This window comes from Streptomyces sp. NPDC052773, from assembly GCF_044547145.1.
GTDB lineage: Bacteria > Actinomycetota > Actinomycetes > Streptomycetales > Streptomycetaceae > Streptomyces.
Genome location: NZ_JBITZX010000006.1, coordinates 411,719 through 432,720, shown reverse-complemented (window position 1 = coordinate 432,720; position 21,002 = coordinate 411,719). Strand labels below are relative to the sequence as shown.

General features: G+C 72.3%; 16 protein-coding genes. 9 read left to right on the top strand and 7 right to left on the bottom strand.

Annotation, left to right across the window (positions count from 1 at the left end):
• Positions 1-272 precede the first annotated feature (272 nt).
• The 6 genes from ACIG0D_RS17035 to ACIG0D_RS17010 all read right to left on the bottom strand — a co-directional run bounded on the left by ACIG0D_RS17035 (position 273) and on the right by ACIG0D_RS17010 (position 8,307).
• Entirely contained in the window at positions 273-1,322 is a 1,050-nt protein-coding gene (locus ACIG0D_RS17035; protein ID WP_365761820.1) for a BMP family ABC transporter substrate-binding protein, read from the bottom strand.
• Positions 1,323-2,111: 789 nt separating this feature from the next.
• Positions 2,112-3,347 (bottom strand): M20 family metallopeptidase, encoded by a 1,236-nt coding sequence (locus ACIG0D_RS17030; RefSeq protein ID WP_365761880.1) that lies wholly within the window; start codon positions 3,345-3,347, stop codon positions 2,112-2,114.
• A gap of 263 nt (positions 3,348-3,610) precedes the next feature.
• Positions 3,611-4,696, bottom strand: coding sequence for a hypothetical protein (locus ACIG0D_RS17025; RefSeq protein ID WP_399801100.1), 1,086 nt, complete (start codon positions 4,694-4,696; stop codon positions 3,611-3,613).
• A 35-nt stretch (positions 4,697-4,731) separates the two neighbouring features.
• Positions 4,732-5,670, bottom strand: a complete 939-nt coding sequence (locus ACIG0D_RS17020) for an N-acetylneuraminate synthase family protein (RefSeq protein ID WP_399801098.1) — start codon at positions 5,668-5,670, stop codon at positions 4,732-4,734.
• A 13-nt stretch (positions 5,671-5,683) separates the two neighbouring features.
• Entirely contained in the window at positions 5,684-6,922 is a 1,239-nt protein-coding gene (locus ACIG0D_RS17015; protein ID WP_399801096.1) for a cytidylyltransferase domain-containing protein, read from the bottom strand.
• 32 nt (positions 6,923-6,954) lie between these two features.
• On the bottom strand, positions 6,955-8,307 hold the full coding sequence (locus ACIG0D_RS17010) for a DUF6716 putative glycosyltransferase (protein ID WP_399801094.1): 1,353 nt from the start codon (positions 8,305-8,307) through the stop codon (positions 6,955-6,957).
• Between the two features lie 198 nt (positions 8,308-8,505).
• Between ACIG0D_RS17010 and ACIG0D_RS17005 the strand changes: the two genes are divergently transcribed.
• The 9 genes from ACIG0D_RS17005 (at position 8,506) to ACIG0D_RS16965 (ending at position 20,384) form a co-directional block, all read left to right on the top strand.
• Positions 8,506-9,492, top strand: coding sequence for a glycosyltransferase family 2 protein (locus ACIG0D_RS17005; RefSeq protein ID WP_399801092.1), 987 nt, complete (start codon positions 8,506-8,508; stop codon positions 9,490-9,492).
• Positions 9,492-10,829, top strand: a complete 1,338-nt coding sequence (locus tag ACIG0D_RS17000; protein ID WP_399801090.1) for a polysialyltransferase family glycosyltransferase — start codon at positions 9,492-9,494, stop codon at positions 10,827-10,829. The genes ACIG0D_RS17005 and ACIG0D_RS17000 overlap by 1 nt, the downstream gene beginning before the upstream one ends.
• A 143-nt stretch (positions 10,830-10,972) precedes the next feature.
• Positions 10,973-12,298, top strand: coding sequence for a tetratricopeptide repeat protein (locus ACIG0D_RS16995; RefSeq protein WP_399801087.1), 1,326 nt, complete (start codon positions 10,973-10,975; stop codon positions 12,296-12,298).
• Complete coding sequence (locus tag ACIG0D_RS16990) at positions 12,295-14,586, top strand: polysaccharide pyruvyl transferase family protein (protein WP_399801085.1); 2,292 nt, start codon at positions 12,295-12,297, stop codon at positions 14,584-14,586. The genes ACIG0D_RS16995 and ACIG0D_RS16990 overlap by 4 nt, the downstream gene beginning before the upstream one ends.
• 123 nt (positions 14,587-14,709) lie before the next feature.
• Complete coding sequence (locus ACIG0D_RS16985; protein ID WP_399801083.1) at positions 14,710-15,675, top strand: glycosyltransferase family 2 protein; 966 nt, start codon at positions 14,710-14,712, stop codon at positions 15,673-15,675.
• A 3-nt stretch (positions 15,676-15,678) separates the two neighbouring features.
• Positions 15,679-17,034, top strand: a complete 1,356-nt coding sequence (locus ACIG0D_RS16980) for a polysialyltransferase family glycosyltransferase (RefSeq protein ID WP_399801081.1) — start codon at positions 15,679-15,681, stop codon at positions 17,032-17,034.
• A gap of 56 nt (positions 17,035-17,090) precedes the next feature.
• Positions 17,091-18,173: an acyltransferase gene (locus ACIG0D_RS16975; protein ID WP_399801079.1), complete on the top strand. Its 1,083-nt coding sequence runs from the start codon at positions 17,091-17,093 to the stop codon at positions 18,171-18,173.
• A 134-nt stretch (positions 18,174-18,307) separates the two neighbouring features.
• Positions 18,308-19,237: a class I SAM-dependent methyltransferase gene (locus ACIG0D_RS16970; RefSeq protein ID WP_399801077.1), complete on the top strand. Its 930-nt coding sequence runs from the start codon at positions 18,308-18,310 to the stop codon at positions 19,235-19,237.
• A gap of 31 nt (positions 19,238-19,268) precedes the next feature.
• A complete protein-coding gene (locus ACIG0D_RS16965; protein WP_399801074.1) occupies positions 19,269-20,384 on the top strand; it encodes an acyltransferase family protein in 1,116 nt (371 codons plus the stop codon).
• Here ACIG0D_RS16965 and ACIG0D_RS16960 read toward each other — a convergent pair.
• The gene (locus ACIG0D_RS16960) at positions 20,381-20,983 is read right to left on the bottom strand and encodes a Uma2 family endonuclease (RefSeq protein ID WP_399801072.1); all 603 of its coding nucleotides are present in this window, start codon (positions 20,981-20,983) and stop codon (positions 20,381-20,383) included. The genes ACIG0D_RS16965 and ACIG0D_RS16960 overlap by 4 nt on opposite strands.
• Positions 20,984-21,002: the final 19 nt, after the last annotated feature.

Here is a 21,002-nt window from a genome sequence, read left to right as displayed (position 1 = left end):
CAGATTAACGCGCGTAGACCTGCCTGAAAACCCCTTCTGTCCACCTTGTTATCCGCCCGTGGCCAACGCCACGGAAGCCACGGCGGAAGGCTTGCCGACCGCAAACGCGGGGTGGCGGTGGGTGACCTGGGCGCCGTCGTGGCCCGCGCCGGCGGGAACGAAGAAGCGGGCGGGGCGCGTGGGGCGCCCGCCCGCTTCCGGTTGATACGTCCCGGTTCGCCCGATCAGATGGGCGGGTACGCCGGGACGCGTGCCGAGGCTCGGCTGTTCGGTTACTCGGTCTTGACCTTGATGTCGCCGTCGACGATGCCCTGCTTGGCCTTCTCGACGGCGTCCTTCAGGCCCGGGATCTTGGCGTACTCGGGGTTGCTCTCGGACAGGCCCACGCCGTTCGCCTTCAGGTCGAAGGTCTGGGTGCCGGTCAGCGGCTTGCCGTCCTCGACGGACTTGGCGAGGGCGTAGACCGCGCCGCCGACGTCCTTCAGGGCGGAGGTGAGGATGGAGTTCTTGTACGCAGCGAGGGCTTCCTGCTTGTACTGGTCGGAGTCGACGCCGATCGCCCAGACCTTGGCCTTGGCGGCGGCCTCGATGACGCCCTGGCCGGAGAGGCCGGCCGCCTGGTAGACGACGTCCGCCTTCTTCTCGATCTGGCCCTCGGCGGCGGCCTTGCCCTTGTCCGGGCTGGAGAAGCCGCCCTCCTCGGCGGTCTGGGTCAGGTACTGGGAGATGACCTTGACCTTGCCGCCGCTGGTGTCCTCGACGCCCTGCTTGTAGCCGGCCTCGAACTTGTGGATCAGCGGGATGTCCACGCCGCCGACGAAGCCGACGGTGTTCGTCTTGGTGGCCTTGGCGGCGGCGACGCCGGCGAGGTAGGAGGCCTGCTCCTCGGCGAAGACGAGGGAGGTGACGTTGTCGCCCTCGACGACGGAGTCGACGATGCCGAAGGTGGTGTCCGGGTAGTCCTTGGCCACGGCCTCCATCGCCGGGCCATAGGCGAAGCCGACGCCGATCACCGGGTTGTAGCCCTGCTTGGCGAGGGACGCGAGGCGCTGCTCCTTGTCGGCGTCGGTCTCGCCCTCGGTGGGCTCGATGTCGGCGGTCTTGTAGCCGAACTCGTTCTTGGCCTTGGTCAGACCGGCGTAGGCGGCGTCGTTGAAGGACTGGTCGCCCTTACCGCCGATGTCGTACGCGATGGCGAGGCCGAGGTTCTCCTTCTCGCCGTCGCCGCCGCCTTCGCCGCTGGTGCCGCCGCAGGCGGTGGCGGCGAGGGCGAGGGACGCGACGCCCACCGCGACGCGGGTCAGTTTGGATATCCGACGCATCTGAAGTTCCCCATTCTCCAAAGCCCCGCAGTGGGTGCTCGGTTCGGCGCACATTAACGCGCGTAGACACTCCAGGGAACGGGGTTCCGTGTGGCCGTTATCCATTCGTGCCGGTGGTCGTTACGTGCAGGTGAACCACTTGCTCGAAAGGTGTGCTCGGGACACTTCCTAGGCTGCAACGGCGCTGCGCTGGGCACAAGCGGGGGGGTCGTCGAGGTGGGTGCCGGTCCCACGCCTCGGCTGCGCCATCGCCCCGGGTCGTCTCCCACCCGCACCACCCGTGCGGCAGTCGTCGCCGGGTGCGGGTGGCCCCCGAGGGGCTCGTTCGCCGTCGGCGTCCGCACCTCCGTGGGGCGGGGCGGACGGGAAGGGGGCGGGGCGTGCTCAGACCGGCGAGCCGGGGGCGGCAGGGAACCTTCGGGGGTGGGGCGCCCGCCAGGGACTACTCGGCCCGCCGCCGACGACCGCACGGGCGGGAAGCCGCGACGGCGGACGCGCCGCACGGGGGTCACCCGCACCCGACGACGCATCCCGCACGGGTGGTGCGGGTGGGAGACACGGCGGGCGGTGGCGCAGCCGAGGCCGCACGGCCCCGCACGGGCGGGAAGCCGCCGACGGTGGACGCGTCCCACGAGGGGCCACCCACACCCGACCACGCATCCCGCACGGATGGTGCGGGTGGGAGACACGGCGGGCGACGGCGCAGCCGAGGCCGCACAGCCCCGCACGGGCGGGAAGCCGCCGACGGTGGACGCGTCCCACGAGGGTCCCGCCCCCTCCCCGGAGGGGTCAGTGGGCGCCGTCCAGCAACGCTGCTGCTGTGAAGAGTTCCACGCCGACCGTGATCGCGTGTTCGTCGACGTCGAAGTCGCCCTGGTGGAGGTCGCGGACGGTGCGTTCGCCGGGGGTGCGGACGCCGAGGCGGGCCATGGCGCCGGGGACGTGCTCCAGGTACCAGGAGAAGTCCTCGCCGCCGAGGCTCTGCTCGGTGTCCTCGACGGAGTCCATGCCGCGCCGCACGGTCATGGCGTCGCGGAGGAGCTCGGTGACGCCGGCGTCGTTGACGACGGGCGGGACGCCCCGGACATAGTTGATCTCGGACTTGGCCCGGTGCAGGCCCGCGACCTCGTCGATCGCGGCGTGGACGAGGTCGGGTGCCTGCCGCCAGGCCTCCAGGTCGAGGCAGCGGACCGTACCGGACAGCTCCGCGTGCTGGGGGATGACGTTCGGGGCGTGGCCGGACTCGATACGGCCCCAGGTGACCGAGAGGCCGCTGCGCGCGTCGACGCGGCGGGCGATGATCGCCGGGACGTCGGTGACCACCCGGGCCACGGCCGTGACCAGGTCGGTCGTCAGGTGAGGCCGGGCGGTGTGGCCGCCGGGGCCGTCGAGGGCGATCTCCAGCCGGTCGCAGGCCGAGGTGATCGGGCCGTGGCGCAGCCCGACGCGGCCGGCGTCGACCCGCGGGTCGCAGTGCACGGCGATGATCCGGGCCACCCCGTCGAGCACCCCGCCGTTCTCGATGGCGTCGGCGGCACCGCCGGGGAGGACTTCCTCGGCGGGCTGGAAGAGCAGCCGGACCGGGCGCGGCAGCAGGCCCTGCCGGTGCAGGTCGGCGAGGACGAGTCCGGCGCCGAGCACGACCGTGGTGTGCACGTCGTGGCCGCAGGCGTGGCAGCGGTCGGGCACGGTGGAGCGGTAGGCGCACTCCGTCTTGGCGTCCGGGATGGGCAGGGCGTCGATGTCGGCGCGCATCGCCAGCATCTCGGGCCCGCCGCTCCACTCGCCGCCGTCCGCGCCGATGTCACAGACGAGGCCGGTGCCGCTCGGGAGTACCCGCGGCTTCAGGCCGGCCTGCTCCAGCCGGGCCTTGATCGCCTTGGTGGTGCGGAACTCCTGGTTGCCCAGCTCGGGGTGCATGTGCAAGTCGCGGCGGAACGCGACCAGTTCCGCGCGCAGCGGCTCCGGCAGGGTGCCGGGCAGCATCGCTTCCCCGGGGAGATCGGCCTCGGACTCCAGTGACATCAATTGCTTCACCCTCTGAAGGGTAGGACGTCCGGACGGCCAACTGTCCTGAGATCAACAAAACTTCAACCCGTTAGGGGAAGAAAAGTTGGCCGCCGAGCGCATAGGTACCGGGTCGGGTGGGTAAACTCGCTCGACTCGGCCGACCTCGACGACCGCCCGGGCCGGTGCAAGACCCACCCACTTCTCCACGGATACCACGCCCTGCCCCACCCACGCTCAACTGTTCACCCACCGGAACGGCCCGTGGCGGGGCCCGGGGCCTAGACCGCCCGCACCGCCGACAGCCGGTGGACGTCGCGTGCGGTGCCCGTCACACCCTTCAGGAAACCCTGGGCGCGGGGCGAGGCGGTGCTGGTGAGCCAGGCCGGGTCGATGTCGCAGACGGCGACGCGCACCTCGGTGCCGGCCAGGGCCAGGGGCAGGGTGTGCACGACGGTCGAGGGAAAGCTGAGGATCGTACGGCCGATCGGGCCCCGGCGGGCTATCAGCTCCAGGGGGAGGTCGGGGCGGACGACCTCCAGGCCGGTCTCGACGGCCAGCCGGTGGAGTTTCTCGGCGCTCTCGCGGCGGTGGGCGAAGTAGCGCAGCGCGCCGTGGGTGTGCGCGAGGGAGCGTACGGCGGCCAGATAGCGGTCGCCGTCGACGACGCCGGTCTCCACCAGGGAGGTGCCGACCATGTCGGCGCCCTTGGTGATGCGGGGCGGGCCGAAGCGGGACCGGGTCCAGGAGAAGTCGTTGGCGCGGACGGTCACGCCGCCCGGGGCCTCCTCGATGGGCATCGAGGAGAAGATCTCGACCCGGCGGTCCTCGGCCGGGGTGAGGCGGCGGCGGGCCGAGGAGGAGACGGGGGCGAAGGCCAGGTCGCGCGGTCCGGGGCGGGTGCCCTTGCGGTGCCAGCGGACCAGGCGTTCGCCGCGGGCCAGCTGGGTGACGAACTCCATCGTGGCCGTGCCGTCGTCCACGACGACCAGGTCACGGGCGCGGGTGATGGTCAGCAGCAGCTGGACGTAGCGGGAGAACGGGTCCCCCATGACGATGCGGCGGGCGCGGCGCAGGGGGCCGGTCAGTCCGCCGACCGTCTGGAAGGGGGCCAGCGCGCCGCCGCGCGCCTCCTCCCAGCGGACCTCGTGGCCCTCCCGCCGGGCCAGCTCCGCCATCCGGCGCAGCTGGCCGCGGGTCATCGGGTCGACGGGCGACAGGACCACCAGGGTGAGCCCCGCGCCGGGTGCGTGGGCGTGCGCCCACTCCAGCACGTTCAGCAGCTGTACCGGACTCTCGACGAAGGCCAGGGTGTCGAGGGTGCGCGGACCGGCGTGGTGGCCGGCTTTCCCGGCGCGGGGGCTCATCGGCGTACGACCGTCCCGTCGTCAGTGATTCGGATTCACACCGTGACCGGCTCGCCCGCCGCCGCGGCGATCTCCGCCTCGGCGACCACGCCGGTGACGCGGCGCAGCTTCTTCATCGGGGCCAGCTCGGAGTCGTAGACCTTCTTCACGCCGTCGCCGAGGGAGGCCTCGATGGTGCGGATGTCGCGGACCAGGCGGGTGAGGCCCTGGGGCTCGACGGAGGCGGCCTGGTCGGAGCCCCACATGGCGCGGTCGAGGGTGATGTGGCGCTCGACGAAGACGGCGCCGAGGGCGACGGCGGCGAGGGTGGTCTGCAGGCCGGTCTCGTGGCCGGAGTAGCCGATCGGGACGTTCGGGTACTCCTTCTCCAGCGTGTTGATCACGCGGAGGTTCAGCTCCTCGGCCTTGGCCGGGTAGGTGGAGGTGGCGTGGCAGAGGAGGATGTTGTCGCTGCCCAGGACCTCGACGGCGTGCCGGATCTGCTTCGGCGTGGACATGCCGGTGGAGAGGATGATCGTGCGGCCGGTGGCGCGCAGGGCGCGCAGCAGCTCGTCGTCGGTGAGGGAGGCGGAGGCCACCTTGTGGGCGGGGACGTCGAACTTCTCCAGGAAGGCGACGGCCTCGGTGTCCCACGGGGAGGCGAACCAGTCGATCCCCTTCTCCTTGCAGTACTCGTCGATCTGGCGGTACTCGTCCTCGCCGAACTCGACGCGGTGGCGGTAGTCGATGTAGGTCATCCGGCCCCAGGGGGTGTCGCGCTCGATGTCCCACTGGTCGCGCGGGGTGCAGATCTCCGGGGTGCGCTTCTGGAACTTGACCGCGTCGCAGCCCGCCTCGGCGGCGGCGTCGATCAGCTTGAAGGCGTTCTCGAGGTCGCCGTTGTGGTTGATGCCGATCTCGCCGGTGATGTAGACGGGGCGGCCGGGGCCGACCTCGCGCGAACCGAGCGTGCGCAGGCGGGAGTTGGTGCTCATGGCAGTACGTTCCTTACTTGGTGACGGGGGCGGGAGAGTCGAGAGAGGGTCCGAGGATCCAGCCGGCGATCTCTCGGATCGCGCCGTCGCCACCGGGGAGGGTGGTGACCGCGCGTGCGGCGCCGCGTACGACGTCATGGGCGGAGGCGACCGCGACCGGCCAGCCGACGAGGGCGAAGCAGCCCAGGTCGTTGACGTCGTTGCCGACGTAGAGCACGCGCTCCGGCGCGATGCCCTGTTCCTCGCACCACTGCTTGAGCGCGAGGTCCTTGCGGTCGATGCCGTGCAGCACCGGGAGCCTCAGCTTCCGGGCGCGGGCGGCGACGACCGGGTTCTGTTCCGTGGACAGGATCAGCAGCTTCAGGCCCGCCTTGCGCAGGGCCGCGATGCCGAGTCCGTCGCCGCGGTGCACGGAGACGAACTCCCGTCCGTCGGAGTCGATCAGCACCCGGTCGTCGGTCTGGGTGCCGTCGAAGTCGAGGACGACCGCGTCGATGTCGTCGGCGGTCGGGAGGGCGCCGGGCCTTTCCGCGTCGAAGAGCGGCGCGAGGGCGCGGGCGCGGGCGAGGTCGTGCGGGTCGTCGATCTCCAGCACGCGCGCGGGGTCGGTGCGCACGAGTTCGGTGCGGCCGAAGAAGCGGTGCTGGTGCTTGCGGAAGCCGGGCGCGTCCATGGCGTAGGCGGCGCCGGTCTCCAGCAGGTCCTGGGGGCGGTCCTGGCGGCGGGGGCGGTACGCCTTGTCGTGGTTGACGCCGTGGCCGCCGTCCCCCTCCGCGTCGCCGTCGCGCCAGACGAAGCCGTGGAAGGGCGCCACGGTGACGGCGGTGTCGGCGCCGTTCTCGGCGACGGCCGCGGCGACGCCGTCGACGTCCTCGCGGGTGAGGAAGGGGCTGGTGCACTGGACGAGGAGGACCACGTCGACCGGGGAGCCGTGCAGTGCCTCGTGGGCGTCCAGGGCGTGCAGGACGGCCGCCTCGGAGGTCGCGGTGTCACCGGCGATGACGGCGGGGCGCAGCACGACCTCGGCGCCGGCCGCGCGGGCGGCCTCGGCGATGGCCTGGTCGTCCGTCGACACGACGACGTCGGTCACCAGGCGGGCGGCGCGGCACTCGCGGACCGCGCGGGCGACCAGCGGCACACCGCCGACCGGGGCGAGGTTCTTCGCGGGCACGCCCTTGGAGCCGCCGCGCGCGGGGATCACCGCGAGCACCCGGCGTACGGTGGCGCCGTGGCCCGCTTGCGGGTGGGACATGGGTTCTGCTCCTTGGGGTGAGGTCCCGCGGCTCACAGCTCGCCCATCCGCCGGATCACCGGTGCCACGCGCTGCACTCCGTGCCGGTAGGCGCCGCGGGCCGCGCGGCGGACGATCTGCCGGACCGGGCCGGGTTCCCTGTCGTGGGCGGGGGCGCCGGGCAGCGGGGTGCCGTCGGGGCCGAGGTGGTGGCGGGCGAGGATGCCGGGCAGATAGCCGGGGGCGGTCGCCGGGGTGTAGTAGGGGGTGAGCGGCGGCAGCGCGTCCGAGGCGAGGAGTTCCGCGATGCGGGCGCGGGCCGCGTCGAAGGCGGTCGCGTACTCGCCGTCCGCGGCGACGCCCTGCCGGGCCACCCACTCCGGGTCCGGCGCGGGCCGGTGGCCGGCGTCGAGCTGGTCCCAGGAGGCGAGGCAGCCGGAGCCCACGAAGTGGTGGTTGCCCAGCACCTCGCGGACGCCGAGGTCGGTGAGGACGACGGTGGGGATCCGGCGGTGCAGGGACTCCAGGGCCGCGGTCGAGCTGACCGTGACCAGCAGGTCGGTGCGGTCGAGGACCTCGCCCATGTTGCCGTAGACGAGCCGGAAGTTGGGCGGCAGGTCGAGCTTCTGGGCGAGCTTCTGGTAGGGCAGCTCCTCGATGTGCGTGGTGTGCTCGCCGGGCTTGGAGCGCAGCTTGAGCAGCACCTCGCGCTCGGGGTGCAGCCGGGCGTGCCGGACGAGCCGTTCCAGCAGGTAGGTGCGGTCCTTGCGGCTGTCCGGGACGGACGGCTGGGCGGCGAAGACGACCGTGTAGGGATCGTGTTCACCGGCGTACGGCGCTCCGCCGAGGAACGGGAGTGCCACCTCGGTCACGGCGGAGTAGTCCGCGCCGACACCGTCGTAGACGGCCCGGAAGCGTTCGGCGTCCTGGCGGGAGTTGGCGAGGACGAGGTCCGCGCCGTGCCGCAGCAGCAGGCCGTCGGCGAGCTTCTCGTAGACGACGCCGACGTAGCCGGTGACGACGACGGGCCGCTTGGGGCGGTCCTCCCACACGCGCTTGAGCCCGTGCAGCATCGCCTGCACACCGCCGCCGACCAGGGCGAGGACGAGCACGTCGTACGGCTCGCGCGCCATGGTGCGCAGGAACTCGACGGCGGTGACCTCCCGCAGGGAGTCGGCGCGCACCCCGACCTCCGCGAGCTGGCGCGGGGTCGGGGTGGCCCGGCCGCGCAGCAGGAATCCGTCCAGGACGGGCGCGGTTTGCGCCCCTTCCGCGGGGGCGGTTTCCATGGACGGGACGGACGGGCCCGCGGCGATGCGGTTCGCGGTCAGCGCACCCCATTTCCAGCGGGTGTCGGAGTCCGCGAGTACCGCGACGCGTGGGGGCTTCGTTGGACTTGGTGGCACGTCCAAGACGCTAGGAAGCAATTCCGTGTTGTGGCCCAACCGGGACTCAACAAAAAGTTAACAGCGCCCCACCGAGAGCCGAACTGGCTTGTCGCGGGCCGGAAAGTACACGGCATGCACCGTTCCGACACATGGAGTTCACCCCCCGTACGGCCACCGGAAAGTTCCGCAGCCGGGCCGCCTCCTAGGCTTTCTCGAGTGCCAAAGCTTTCCGTGATCGTGCCGTTCTACAACGTTCAGCAATACGCGCCGGACACCCTCAGAAGCCTTCGCGCGAATGCCCGGCCAGACTTCGAGTTCATCCTGGTGGACGACAAATCGAAGGACGAAACACCGGCCATTCTCGAACGCGCGGCCGAGGAACTTTCCGAGGTCGCGCGGGTGCGCTGTATCCACCGTGAGGAAAACGGCGGGCTCGCCACCGCGCGCAACACCGGGCTGGACGTGGCGACCGGCGAGTACGTGGCCTTCCTGGACGGTGACGACTGGCTCGCGCCCGGCTATCTGAGCGAGCTGGTCGCGGCCATCGAGGGTCTGGGCTGCGACTTCGTACGCACCGACCATGTGCAGGCCACCGCGCGGGCCCGCTCCGTGCACCGGGTGCCGGTCGGGCGGCGCGGCGAGGTGCTGAACCCGCGCGACGCGATCCTGCCCGCCGACCGCACCACCTCGGTGGACTACCCCTACGCCTGGGCGGGCGCCTTCCACCGGCGGCTGCTCGACAAGGGGCTGCTGCACTTCACCGACGGGCTGCGCACCGCCGAGGACCGGCCCTGGATCTGGAAGCTGCACCGCGAGGCCGAGTCGTTCGCCGTGGTCGGTCTGCTCGGTGTGTTCTACCGGCGCGGGGTCGCCGGGTCGCTCACCCAGATCGGTGACGTGCGCCAGCTCGACTTCATCCGCGCCTTCGACCAGGTGATCGGGGAGACCGCCGCGGACCGCGACGCGGACCGGCTGCTGCCGAAGGCGGTGCGCACCTACTGCGCGATCATCGCCCACCATCTGTCGGAGATCGGCAAGTTCGAGCCGGCCGTGGCCCGGCAGCTGCGCGCGATGAGCGCGGCGGCGATCAAGCGGATGCCGCAGGACGCGCTCGGCGACGTGCTCGACACCATGGACTTCCAGCGCGCCTCCAGGCTGCGGCGCCTGCGGCGCCGGATCACCACAGCGAAGGCGGCGGCCTGATGTCCCGTACCACCCAGATCTTCTGCGTCTCCACCCTGTACGGCGGGGCCACGCTCGCCGCGGCCCTCGACGCCGGCTGCTTCCCGGAGCCGGACCGGCGGGTGCTGCTGGTGTTCAACAACTCGGCGACGCCGGAGACCACCCCGGCCGTCGACGAGATGCCGGGCTTCGACACGCTGCGCCACCACTTCGGTGACGTGCTGTCGTACAACGAGGCGATCAGCCCATTCCATCCCGGCGCCTGGCAGCCGCGCTCCGACGACCTGCCGCTGTTCGAGCGCTATCTGCGGCAGCTGTGGGGGCTGGGCGACGACCGGGTCGAGCTGGTCGTGGAGTCGCTCCAGGTCAACCCGGCGCTCGGCCTGGCGCAGATCTTCACCGACGCCCCCGTGCACGTCTACGCCGACGGCCTGATGAGCTACGGCCCCACCCGCAACAAGCTCGACCCGCTGGTCGGCACGCGGGTGCGGCGGCTGTTCCACCTGGACCTGGTGGCGGGTCTGACGCCGATGCTGCTGACCGAGTTCGGCGTGCCGGCCGAGGTGGTGCCCACCGACCGCTTCCTGAAGGTGATGAGCGACCTCACGGGCGCCGCCGGGGACCTGCCGGACGTGCCGGACGGCGCGGCCCTGCTGCTCGGCCAGTACCTGTCCGCGCTGGGCATCCTCACCCCCGCCGAGGAGGAGGAGCTGCATGTGCGGATGTTGCGCGGAGCCGTCGGACGCGGGCACCGCTCCGTCGTCTTCAAGCCGCACCCCACGGCCCCGGCAGGCTACAGCCTGGCGCTGCGCGCCGAGGCCGAACGGCTCGGCGTCGACCTCCTCGTCCTGGACACCCCCGTGCTCGCCGAGGTGCTGTACGCGAAGGCGCGGCCCGCGCTGGTGGTGGGCTGCTTCTCCACGGCCCTGTTCACCGCGTCGGCGTTCTACCAGCTGCCGGTCGCCCGCATCGGCACCGGCATGCTGCTGGACCGGCTGGCGCCGTTCCAGAACAGCAACCGCGTCCCCGTCGCCCTCGCCCACGCGCTGCTGCCGGACCTGGAGTCCACCGGCCGGGACGACGACCGGGCCCTGCCCCGCGACCTGCTCCAGGGGCTCGTCACCGCCATGAGCTTCGCGATGCAGCCGCAGATCCATCCCTCGCTGCGGCCCGCGGCCGAACGGTTCCTGGCCGAGCACTTCGGTCCCCGCACCCAGCACTACTTCAAGCGGCGCCGGCTGACCGCGCTGGGGCTGCCCGGCGGACTGCCGCAGCGGCTGGCGTTCCTGCCGCGCAACTCCGCCGCCCGCCGGGTGGCGCATCGCGGCCGGGTGATCCTGAAGGCCGTACGCCGCTGAGCGGTGCGCGGGGAGAGTGTTCACCCGCCGTCCACCGGAAAGGCACCCGCGTCCGGGTGCCTTGGGGCACATTCGGCGTCCGGTCGAACGAGCCGGCCCGCGGCCGGCCGGTTCGGCCTCCGGTCGGACGAACGGTGGAACACATGACGAACCCCCTGGCGGGACTGTTCAAGCCACGGCAGAAGGAGGCCGCCGGGCCGGCCCTGTACGCCCGGGCCGTCCGTGAGTGCGGGGAGTACCTCGCGGCACGGGACGACAGGTCCGCTGCCGCGCACGCCCGGCTCGTCCGGGCGGTCGGCGTCCTAGCCGCCTCCCTGGCCTCCCTGGCCTCCGCGGGCTCCCCGGGCGCCGTGCCCGCCGATCCGGGCGCCGCGTCCGCCGACCCCTTCGACGCCCTGCTGCGGACGGCCGAGCGCGCGCTGGAGGCCGGCGGGGAGGACGGGCTGGGCCTCGCCCTGGCGGTCACCGGGACGGCGACGGAGATCCGGCGCCGCTCCAAGGGCGCCTGGCGGCTGCGCGGCCTGGCGCTGGACGGGCTCGGCCGCGACGCGGAGGCGCTGGAGTGCTACGAGCGTCATCTCGCGCTGGCGGGCGACGGCGGCGCGTCGGCGGAGGTGGTCCGCAGGGCCGCCACGCTGCGGCGCCGGCGGGAGTGCGTCGAGGCGGCCGTGGCGCTGTTCCCCGAGGTTGGGTCCCCGCTGCGCGAGCCGACCGCGGCCACCACGGCGCGGGTGGCGCCGGAGTTCGCCGCGTTCGTGCGGGCGCGCGTCGCGCAGTACGGCGTCGGGCAGCCCGAGGTGCGGCGTCTGCTGCGGCTGTACGGCGCGTACCGAAGGCTCGTGGAGCGGGACGGGCCGCTCGTGGCGGGGGACGACTCGGACGGCCCGCGTCCCGGTGGATGCGCGCCGATCGGCGTCAGCGGACTGCGCGGTCTGCTCGCGGGCCGGACGGTGTGCCTGGTCGCGGACACCGAGGAGGTCGCCGCGAGCACGCTGGGCCCCGAGATCGACCGCTACGACGTCGTGATGCGCTGCGACTCCTTCCGCCTGCGCGCCCCGGGCACCGGCGAGCGCACCGACGTCCACGCCGTCTCGCTGCGCGGCGCCACCCCGTGGGAGGGGCCCGCGTGGACGCGGCCGGCGGGCGTCCGGCTGGTCTTCGGCGACCCGGCCGCGGCGTGGCGCCGCGCCGTCCGGCAGCGGCTGGTGCCCACGGCGCAGGAACACATCGGCGACGCCTCGCTGCGCCGGCCCCTGAGCGACCCGGCGCTGCTGGGCGAGGACGGCTGGGACGGCGGGACGACCACCGCCTTCACCCTCCTGCGGCTCCTGGACTTCCTGGACGCCGGAAGCAGCCTGGACCTGATCGGCTTCCGGTCGCCCGGCGCGCTGCGCCCGCGCGAGGCCGAGTGGGTCATGGACCGTGCGACGCGTGTCGACGACAGCAAGATGAGGATCGCCCTGCGATGACCCACCCGACCCACCCCGTCACCGGCTCCTCCGGGAAGGGTTTCCCGGACTCCTCCGCGGACGACAGCAGGACCGTCACCGGCAAGCGCCGGATCGCCTTCGCCGTCCACACCGACGGGGACCGGCTGCCCGCCGTGGCCACGCTGATACGCAGTCTGGCCCTGACCAATCCGGGCGTGTGCGAGGACGTCGTGGTCCTGCACCCCGGGCTGCCCGACTCCTCGTTCGACGCGCTGCGCGCGCTGCACCCGCGGATCGTCCCGCGCCGGGCGGACGGCCGCGGGGACGTCCTGCGGCTGGAGGGCTACGACACCGTCATCGCCCTCACCCCGTCCATGGTCGTCCTCGGGGACCTCGGCGAGCTGCTGCGGATGCGCCACGGCGTGGGCGCCGTACGGCAGTTGCTGGACGGCGGGGCGGCCGGCGAGCGGTGGGCCGTGCTGCCGGACGGGCTGCTGGTCGTGCAGCGCGCCGACGTGGACGACGCCCTGGCGGCGCGGTTCGCCGATGCCGATGCCGGTGACGGCGGTGGCGGTGACGGCGACCTGGACGCGGCGCTCGGTGAGGTCCTGGTCCCCGTCGACGCCCGGTACGACTTCCTCACCCGCCGGCTGCACGGGGACACGCCCGTGCCCGCCCATGTCGCCGTCCTGCGCTTCACCGGCCCGTTCGACGAGCCCGGTTACGGCCCGGCCGCCGAGGCCCGGCGCCGTTTCGAGATGAGCGACGAGGAGTTCCGGGCCGCCTACCGCGCCGTGCCGGGCGGCAAGCACCCCGATCTCCTCGCGCACCTCGCGCCGCCGCTGCTGCGCGCGCGTCCCTCCCTGGACCTGGCCCGCACGGTCGCCGACGGGTACCGCCGGCAGGGCCGGTACGACGAGGCCGTCGGCGTGCTCGCCCCGGTCCTGGGCGACCGGCTGGACGCGCCGCGCTGCCAGGAGACACTCGGCCTGTGCCTGATGGCGCTGTCCCGCTACGAGGAGGCGGAGGCGCGTCTGCTGCTGGCGGCGGCGTCCCCGGACGTCGCGCCGCGTGCCTTCGCCCAGCTCGCCCGGCTGGCCTGGATCCTCGGGCGGGACGAGGACGCGCACGCCTACGCCCGCGAGGGACTGGAGGCCGACCCCACGGACGCGGGGTGCCACGCCTGGTCCGTCCGCACCCGCCCGGGCGCCGACCCCGAACCGCCGCGGGCGGCGCGTCCCGCGGAACAGCTGGCGCACGTGGCGCTGTTCGCCGAGGGCCGGGAGAACGCGGGTGACAGAGTGCTGCCCGAGGCCGTGCGGCTGTGCTTCGGCCCGGACACCGGCCCGCGCCGCTGGTACCCGCAGCCGGTCCACCGGCTGGTCGACGAGGCGGCGCTGGCGGAACTGAACGCCCGCCGCGGGGTGATCGTGGGCGGCGGCGGGCTCTTCCTCCCGGACACCTCGCCCAACGGCAACAGCCACTGGCAGTGGAACCTCCCCGACGACGTCCTGGCCCGGATCACCGCGCCGCTGGCGGTGTTCGCGGTCGGCTACAACGTGTTCGACGGCCAGCTCTACCGCCGCGCCCGGTTCGCCGAGAGCCTGCGCGCGCTGGTCGAGCGGTCGGCGTTCTTCGGACTGCGCAACCACGGCTCCATCGAGCGGGTCCGCGACCTGCTTCCCGCCGGACTGCGCGACCGGGTGCGCTACCAGCCCTGTCCGACCACGGTGGCCCGGCACCTCGTCCCGGGCTGGACCGATCCGGCGCGGCGCTCCGACACGGTCCTGGTCAACTGCGCGTACGACCGCGCGGGCCTGCGCTTCGGCCACGACTACGGCCACTTCCTCGGCCAGATGGCCCTCGCGCTGAAGGAGCTGCGGGGAAGGACCGACGTACGGTACGCGGCGCACATGCCGGACGACGAGAGGTTCGTGCACGACCTGCGGCGGGAGCACGGCATCGCGCTGCCCGTCGAGCAACTGTACGACCTGTCCAACGACGCGATCCGCGACCTGTACGCCCGGTCGCGGCTGGTGATCGGGATGCGGGGGCACGCGGGGATGATCCCGTTCGGCTGCGGCACGCCGATCCTCAGCCTGGTCTCCCACCCGAAACTCGCCTATTTCCTCTCCGACATCGGCCATTCCGAGTGGGGGCTGTCGGTGCACGACCGGTGGCTGGGCCCCCGGCTCGCCGAGCGGGCGGGCGCGATCCTCGACGCCCATCCGGCCGCGGTGGCGGAGGTGCACGGCGCCCAGGAGCTGCTGTGGAAGACCACCCGGTCGAACATCGGGGAACTCCGGGAGATCTTCGGTCAGGCCTGAGACACCGAGAATTCACGCGCACCGAGTACGGAATTCACCTTTCCGCGCCTCGGACGACACCGCCCTCTCCGGGGTCGTAGCTAGCCTGTTCCAATCGCCACCCTTCAAACAGGAGAGGGCCCTGTGCCTAAGCTGTCCGTCGTCGTACCCATGCACAACGTGGGGGAATTCGCCGAGAGTACGCTTCGGAGTCTCGCCAACAACGCGGACGACACCTTCGAGTTCCTTCTCGTCGACGACTGTTCCACCGATTCCACTCCGTGGGCCATCGACCGCTGGGCGGCGAAACTCCCGAACGCCAGGGTGATACGGCACGAGAAGAACATGGGGATAGCCCAGGCGCGCAACAGCGGAATCGACGCGGCGGGCGGGGAGTTCATCACCTTCCTCGACGGCGACGACTGGTACGGCCCCAGCCACCTCGCCGAACTGGTGTGCGCCGTCGAGGAGCTGGGCTGCGACTTCGCCCGCACCGACCATGTGCAGGTCACCGGGAAGGAACGGGTGATCCGGCGGCCCCCGGCCCGGGTGCGCGACGCCGTGATGGACCCGCGCGACGGCATCGCGCCGGCCGACCGGGAGACCATGGTCGACTATCCCTTCGTCTGGGCGGGGATCTACCGGCGGCACCTCTTCGACGACGGCGGGATGCGCTTCGCGACCGAACTGCGCACCGCCGAGGACCGGCTGTGGATCTGGCGCCTGCACCTGAAGGCCCGGTCGTACGCCTCCGTCGGCCTGCACGGGATCTTCTACCGGCGCGGTGTGGCGACCTCGCTCACCCAGATCAAGGACTCCCGGCAGCTGGACTTCATCCCGGCCTACGACATGCTGCTGCGGGACGTGCTGGACGACCCGGAGTCCGACCGCTTCCTCCTCAAGGCCGTACGCACGTACTGCGCCATGATCGCCTTCCACATCGGCAAGGCGGACGAGTACGAGCCCGCGGCGGCCCAGCGGCTGCGCCGCGAGGCGAGCGCGGCGCTGCGGCGCATGCCCGAGGCGGCGCTCGAGGAGACCCTCGGAACCATCGACAGGAATCGTGGCAGGTTGCTCAGCCGCCTGCGTGACGGGCGGAAGGCTGCCTGATCCATGCCCCACAGAACCCAGATCTTCCAGGTGTCGACCCTGTACGGGGCGGCCACGCTCGCCGCGGCGCTCGACGCGGGCCGGTTCGGACCGCGGGAGTCGGCCCGGCGCATCCTGCTGGTCTCCAACAACGCCGCGATACCGGAGACCGCGCTGCGCCTGGACGAGATGCACGGCTATGAGCGCATAGCCTCCCGGTTCGACAGCGTGGTCAGCTGGAACGAGGCGATCCGCCCGTACCACCCCAGCACCTGGGGCCCGCGGGGGAACGACACGGTGATCTGGCAGAAGGCGTTCCGTCTCGCCTGGGGCATCGGCGAGCGGGACCGGATCGACCTGGCCGTCGAGTCGATCCAGGTGAGCCCGGGCCGCGCCCTCGCGGCGATCTTCTCCGAGGCCGCCGTCCACGTGTACGCCGACGGCCTGATGAGCTACGGACCGACGCGGAACAAGCTCCCGCTGACCATCGGGTGGCGCATCCGGCGCCTGCTCCACCTCGACCTGATACCGGGTCTGAAGCCGCTGCTGCTGTCCGAGTTCGGCGTGGAGTCCGAGGTCGTCCCGGACGCGGCGTTCCGCCGGGTGCTCGACGAGATCTCCGAGGACGCGGCGGACGACCCGCGGCTGGCCCCCGTCCTGGCGGAGAAGCCGACGGCGGTGCTGCTGGGCCAGTACCTGGCGGCGATCGGCATCCTGAGCGCGGACGAGGAGGAGGACCTGCACGTCCGGATGCTCACCGGGGCGGCGCGGGCCGGGCACCGGTCGGTGGTCTTCAAGCCCCACCCGACGGCCCCCGCCAGTTACTCGGCGGCGCTGAGCAAGGCGGCGGCGGAGGCGGGCGTCCGGCTCACCGTGCTGGACGCGCCGCTGCTGGCCGAGACGCTGTACCACCACGCTCGTCCCGAACTGGTCGTCGGCTGCTTCTCGACGGCCATGGTGACCGCCTCCGCCTACTACGACGTGCCCGTCGGCCGGGTGGGGACCGCGCTGGTGATGAACCGGCTCACGCCGTACGCCAACAGCAACCGCGTGCCGCTGGCCGTCGTCGACCACCTGGTGCCCGACCTGGAGCGCGGTGGGACCCCGGCCGTCGTCGGCGCCGCCCCCGAGTCCCTGGCACCGCTCATGCGCGCCATCGGCTTCTGCATGCAGCCCGAGACGTACAAGGACCTGCGGGAGCCGACGGCCGCCTGGCTGCGCGCGCATCTGGCGAGCGGCCCCCGGCACTACTTCCCCGAGCTGCGGCTGGCCGAGCTGGGTCTGCCCGGCAGCCGCCCGCAGGTGCGCGCCAGGCTCCAGGTGAGGCGCGCGAGGCGCGTCGTGCGCCGGGCGGTGCGCCGCGGCGACACCCGGAAATGACCCGCCCGTCCCCCACGGTTCCCACGTCCCCAGCCATCCCCCAGGAAAGGTGCGCGGTGCAGAACCACACAGCCGTACTCCTGCCGCAGCAGAGACAGGACACGTCCGAGCAGCCCGCGCGGGAGCGGGAACACCGCTACGACGTGGACCTGATGCGGCTGATCTGCTCCGCCACCATCATGCTGGGTCACGTGGGCGCGCAGTTCATCCTCGCGACCAGGAACGACCCGGCCAACGGCGGCGGTTCGTACTGGGCCGGGCATGTCGCCGAGGCGGTCAACCCGTACGCCGTTCCCATGTACTTCGCCATCGCCGGCTGGGCCGTCCTGGTCGGCGCGCCCCCGCGCGACACCGGGAAGATGTGGAAGCGGATCGTCCGCAACACCGTTCCGCTCTTCGCGTGGACGGCGATCTACCTGGTGTGGGCCTGGCTGCGGAACCGCAACGACGAGCCCATGACCGAGCTGGCCGCGGACTCCCTCTTCGGCTCCGTGCAGCCCGCGTACCACCTGTGGTTCATGTACACGTACATCCCCATCATCGTGCTGCTGGCCTTCGCGGTGCTGATCCGGGCCGGGCAGCGGCCCTGGCGGCTCGGAGCCGTCCTGCTGGGCATCGCGGTGCTGCCGAGCGTGATGACCACCCTCTCCGAGGTCACCGGCCGGGAACTTCCGAGCGTCGCCTGGGGCTTCGGCACCTACTCGCTGGTGTACGCGGTCGGCGGGGCGCTGCTGTTCTCCCTGCCGCGGGTGAGCGCGCGGTGGCGCCGGCTGCTCCTGGTGCTGCTGCCGCTGACGATGGCCGGGAGCCTCTGGTACAACACGCAGATCCACTACGTGATGCCCAACGCGCACCTGTTCGTCGCCGTCATGAGTATCTGCGTGCTGCTGCTGGTCAGCAGGGTCCGGGTGCCCGAGAAGTGGCGGCCGGGGCTGAAGAGGCTGGCCGGCGCGGCACTCGGCGCGTACATGGTGCACGTGCTGTTCGTGGAGGAGATCGTCCGGCCCCTGGTGTCGCCGGACCTGAGCGGGCCGGTGGCGGGGCTGCTGCTGGCCGGTCTGGTGATCACGGTGATGGTCCTGTCGTTCGCCACCAGTCTGCTGTGGGGCCGGCTGAACCTGCGGCGCCTGCTCGGCTGACCGGGTTCACCGGCTGTTCACCGAGCGGTCGACTCCGCGGGCCTCTGCCCCGGATGCCGCCGACCTAGCCTGGCTCCAGTTATCGGACCGCAACACTCCGACCCGACTTCCGACGGATTGAGGTTCTCGGTTCCATGAAAAGCCGCTCCCTGCTCACCAGTCCGGCCTCCCGGCGTCTGCTGCGACCGGTCGCCGAACTCATCGACCAGCGCATCGAACGTCGGCTGCGTTCCGCGGCGGCCCGGGACGCGGCGGAGAGGGAACGGCTGCGGGACGCCGTGGAGCTGATGAAGCAGCATCAGCTCACCCTCGACCTGCTGCTCGGATCGCGGGCGCGCGGCCTCTCGCGGATCGTGCACCAGGGCCCCCTGGACCGGCTCCAGAACGAGGTGGCCGCCCTCGTCGGGGACCGGGACGCCGCCGTCCGCAATGTCGCCACCGCGTTCCGGCTGCTGGTCGCGCTGGAGTCGCTGGGGGTCGGCCGGATCGCCGGCGGCACCATGAACATCTGCGGCAAGCTCGGCACGATCCCCCTGCTCGCGCCGCCGGACAACGACGAGATACTCGAGATCGGCACGCTGTACGGCATGTTCTCCACGGGGCTGATCCGGATGATGGAGCGCGACGGCCGCAGCCCGAGTGTGACGATCGTCGACCCGTTCGCCGGTGTGCAGCTCCAGCCCGGCACCCCCGAGCGTCCCGACCCCACCGGCGCGCCGGTCGACGAGCACGCCGTGCGCACCAACCTCGCCCTGGCCGGCCCGGCGGGTGCCGCCGCCCGGATCCAGCGCGGTTTCTCCGAGGACCCCGAGACCCGGGCGGCCGTCTCCGACCGCTCCTACGGCGTGATCGTCGTCGACGGCGACCACTCGGCCGAGGGCGTCCTCGCCGACCTCCAGTGGGCCGAGCGGATCGCCGCCCCGGGCGCCGTGATCGTCCTCGACGACTACGGCGACCCCAAGTGGCCCGGCATCAAGGAGGCCCTGGACAAGCACCTGAGCGGCGAGACGCGCTTCACCTATCTGGGGAAGGCCTCCCTCTCGGCGTATCTGCGCGCCGCGTGACCGGTGTTGGTGGGAAGCGAAGGGTGTGAGGGTGGCTGAGACGATCGTGAGCCCGGCCCCCGTGCGGCCGGTGACGACGGCGCTCACGAGCCCGCCGGCCGAGCGCGGCCGGCTGCGCGCGCTGGACGGCCTGCGGCTGGTGGCCGCGCTGATGGTGGCCCTCTACCACTACGGCGGCCGGGGCGGCGAGATCGCCGAGGCGTGGGGTTCCTCGCCGAAGCAGCAGTTCCCGACCCTGCACACCTGGTTCGCCTACGGTTGTCTCGGCGTCCAGATCTTCTTCGTGATCAGCGGTTTCGTCATCTGCATGAGCGGCTGGGGCCGTCCGTTGCGCTCCTTCTTCGCCTCCCGCGCGGCCCGGCTGCTGCCCTCGTACTGGGTGGCCGTCGTGCTGGTGACCGCGGTGTTCGCGCTGCCGGGCGTGGCGTTCGCGGCGGTCTCGCCGAGCGACGCGCTGCTGAACCTGACGCTGCTTCAGCAGCCGCTCGGCGGCGACCGGGTGCTCGGCGTGTGCTGGACGCTGTGGGTGGAGATCCGCTTCTACGCGCTGTTCGCCCTGTGCGTGGTGCTGCCGGGCGCGAACCGGCGGCGGGTGGTGCTGTTCTGCGCGGCCTGGACGCTCGCGGCGGCGATCGCCGAGGCCGCGGACGAGCCGCTGCTCGATCTGGTGCTGATGCCCGCGTACGCGCCGTTCTTCATCGGCGGCATCGGCCTGTACCTGCTGCACCGCGACCGGCGGGACGCGCTCGCCTGGGGCATCGTGGCGGTGAGCTGGCTGACCGGGCAGCACTACGCCGTGGCGGAGCTGTGGCACAGCCCGAGCCCCGGCCAGTTCTCCTACCGCTCGGCCTCCGTCATCGTCCTGATCGTCACGCTCGGCTTCCTCGCCGTGCTGGCGGTCGCGCTGGGGTGGCTGCGCCGGGCGGACTGGCCGTGGCTGACCACGGCGGGCGCGCTGACGTACCCCTTCTACCTCGTCCACGAGCATCTGGGCTGGGTGGCGGTCGAGGTCTTCCACCAGAGGCTGGCCCTGCCGTCCTGGCTGACCCTGACCGCCACCCTGCTGACGATGCTGCTCCTGGCCCGCCTGCTCAACCGGTACGTGGAGGACTGGGCGACACCCCGATTGCGGCGCGCGCTCGGCTAGCTTCCCGACGGCTCGGCCTGCTCGTCGCCGTGGAGAAGCATGTCGACGGACAACTCGAGGGGAACGCCCACGGACTCGGGGACGGGGACGGTCTGGCCTCGCTTGTAGCGAACGGGGTCGGGGTACTTGCCGTCGGCCGGATTCTGGAAGAGGAGAACTTCGTTGTGCCGCCGGTCGGCGATCAGGTACACGGGGATGCCGGCCTGGGCATAACAGTCCACCTTCGGGCCGAGATCGTCGGACCAGTTCGATGACGTCACTTCCACGACCATGCGGAAGACATTGGGCGCGTAGTAGTTCTTCGTGACATGGGCGTCGCGGAAGTCCGGGTCGACCACGGAGAAGTCGGGGATCGCGAAGTCCTCCGGCAACGTGGGCAACCAGAGCCCGACGCCCTGGACGTACTCGTACCCTGCCTCGACGAGCCCCGCCCGGTCGAATGCCCTGCCCAGTTTCGTCAGCGCCAGGGCATGCGAACCATCCGGCGGCGGTGTCACAGTGAGCCTCCCCTGGAGAATCTCCACGCGGTGGCCAGGCAGTGCGCGGGCGAGCTGATCGGCAGCCTCGCCCAGGGTCAGCTCCTGCTGCAGTACGGCCATGGCGTCCTCCTTCGGGGCC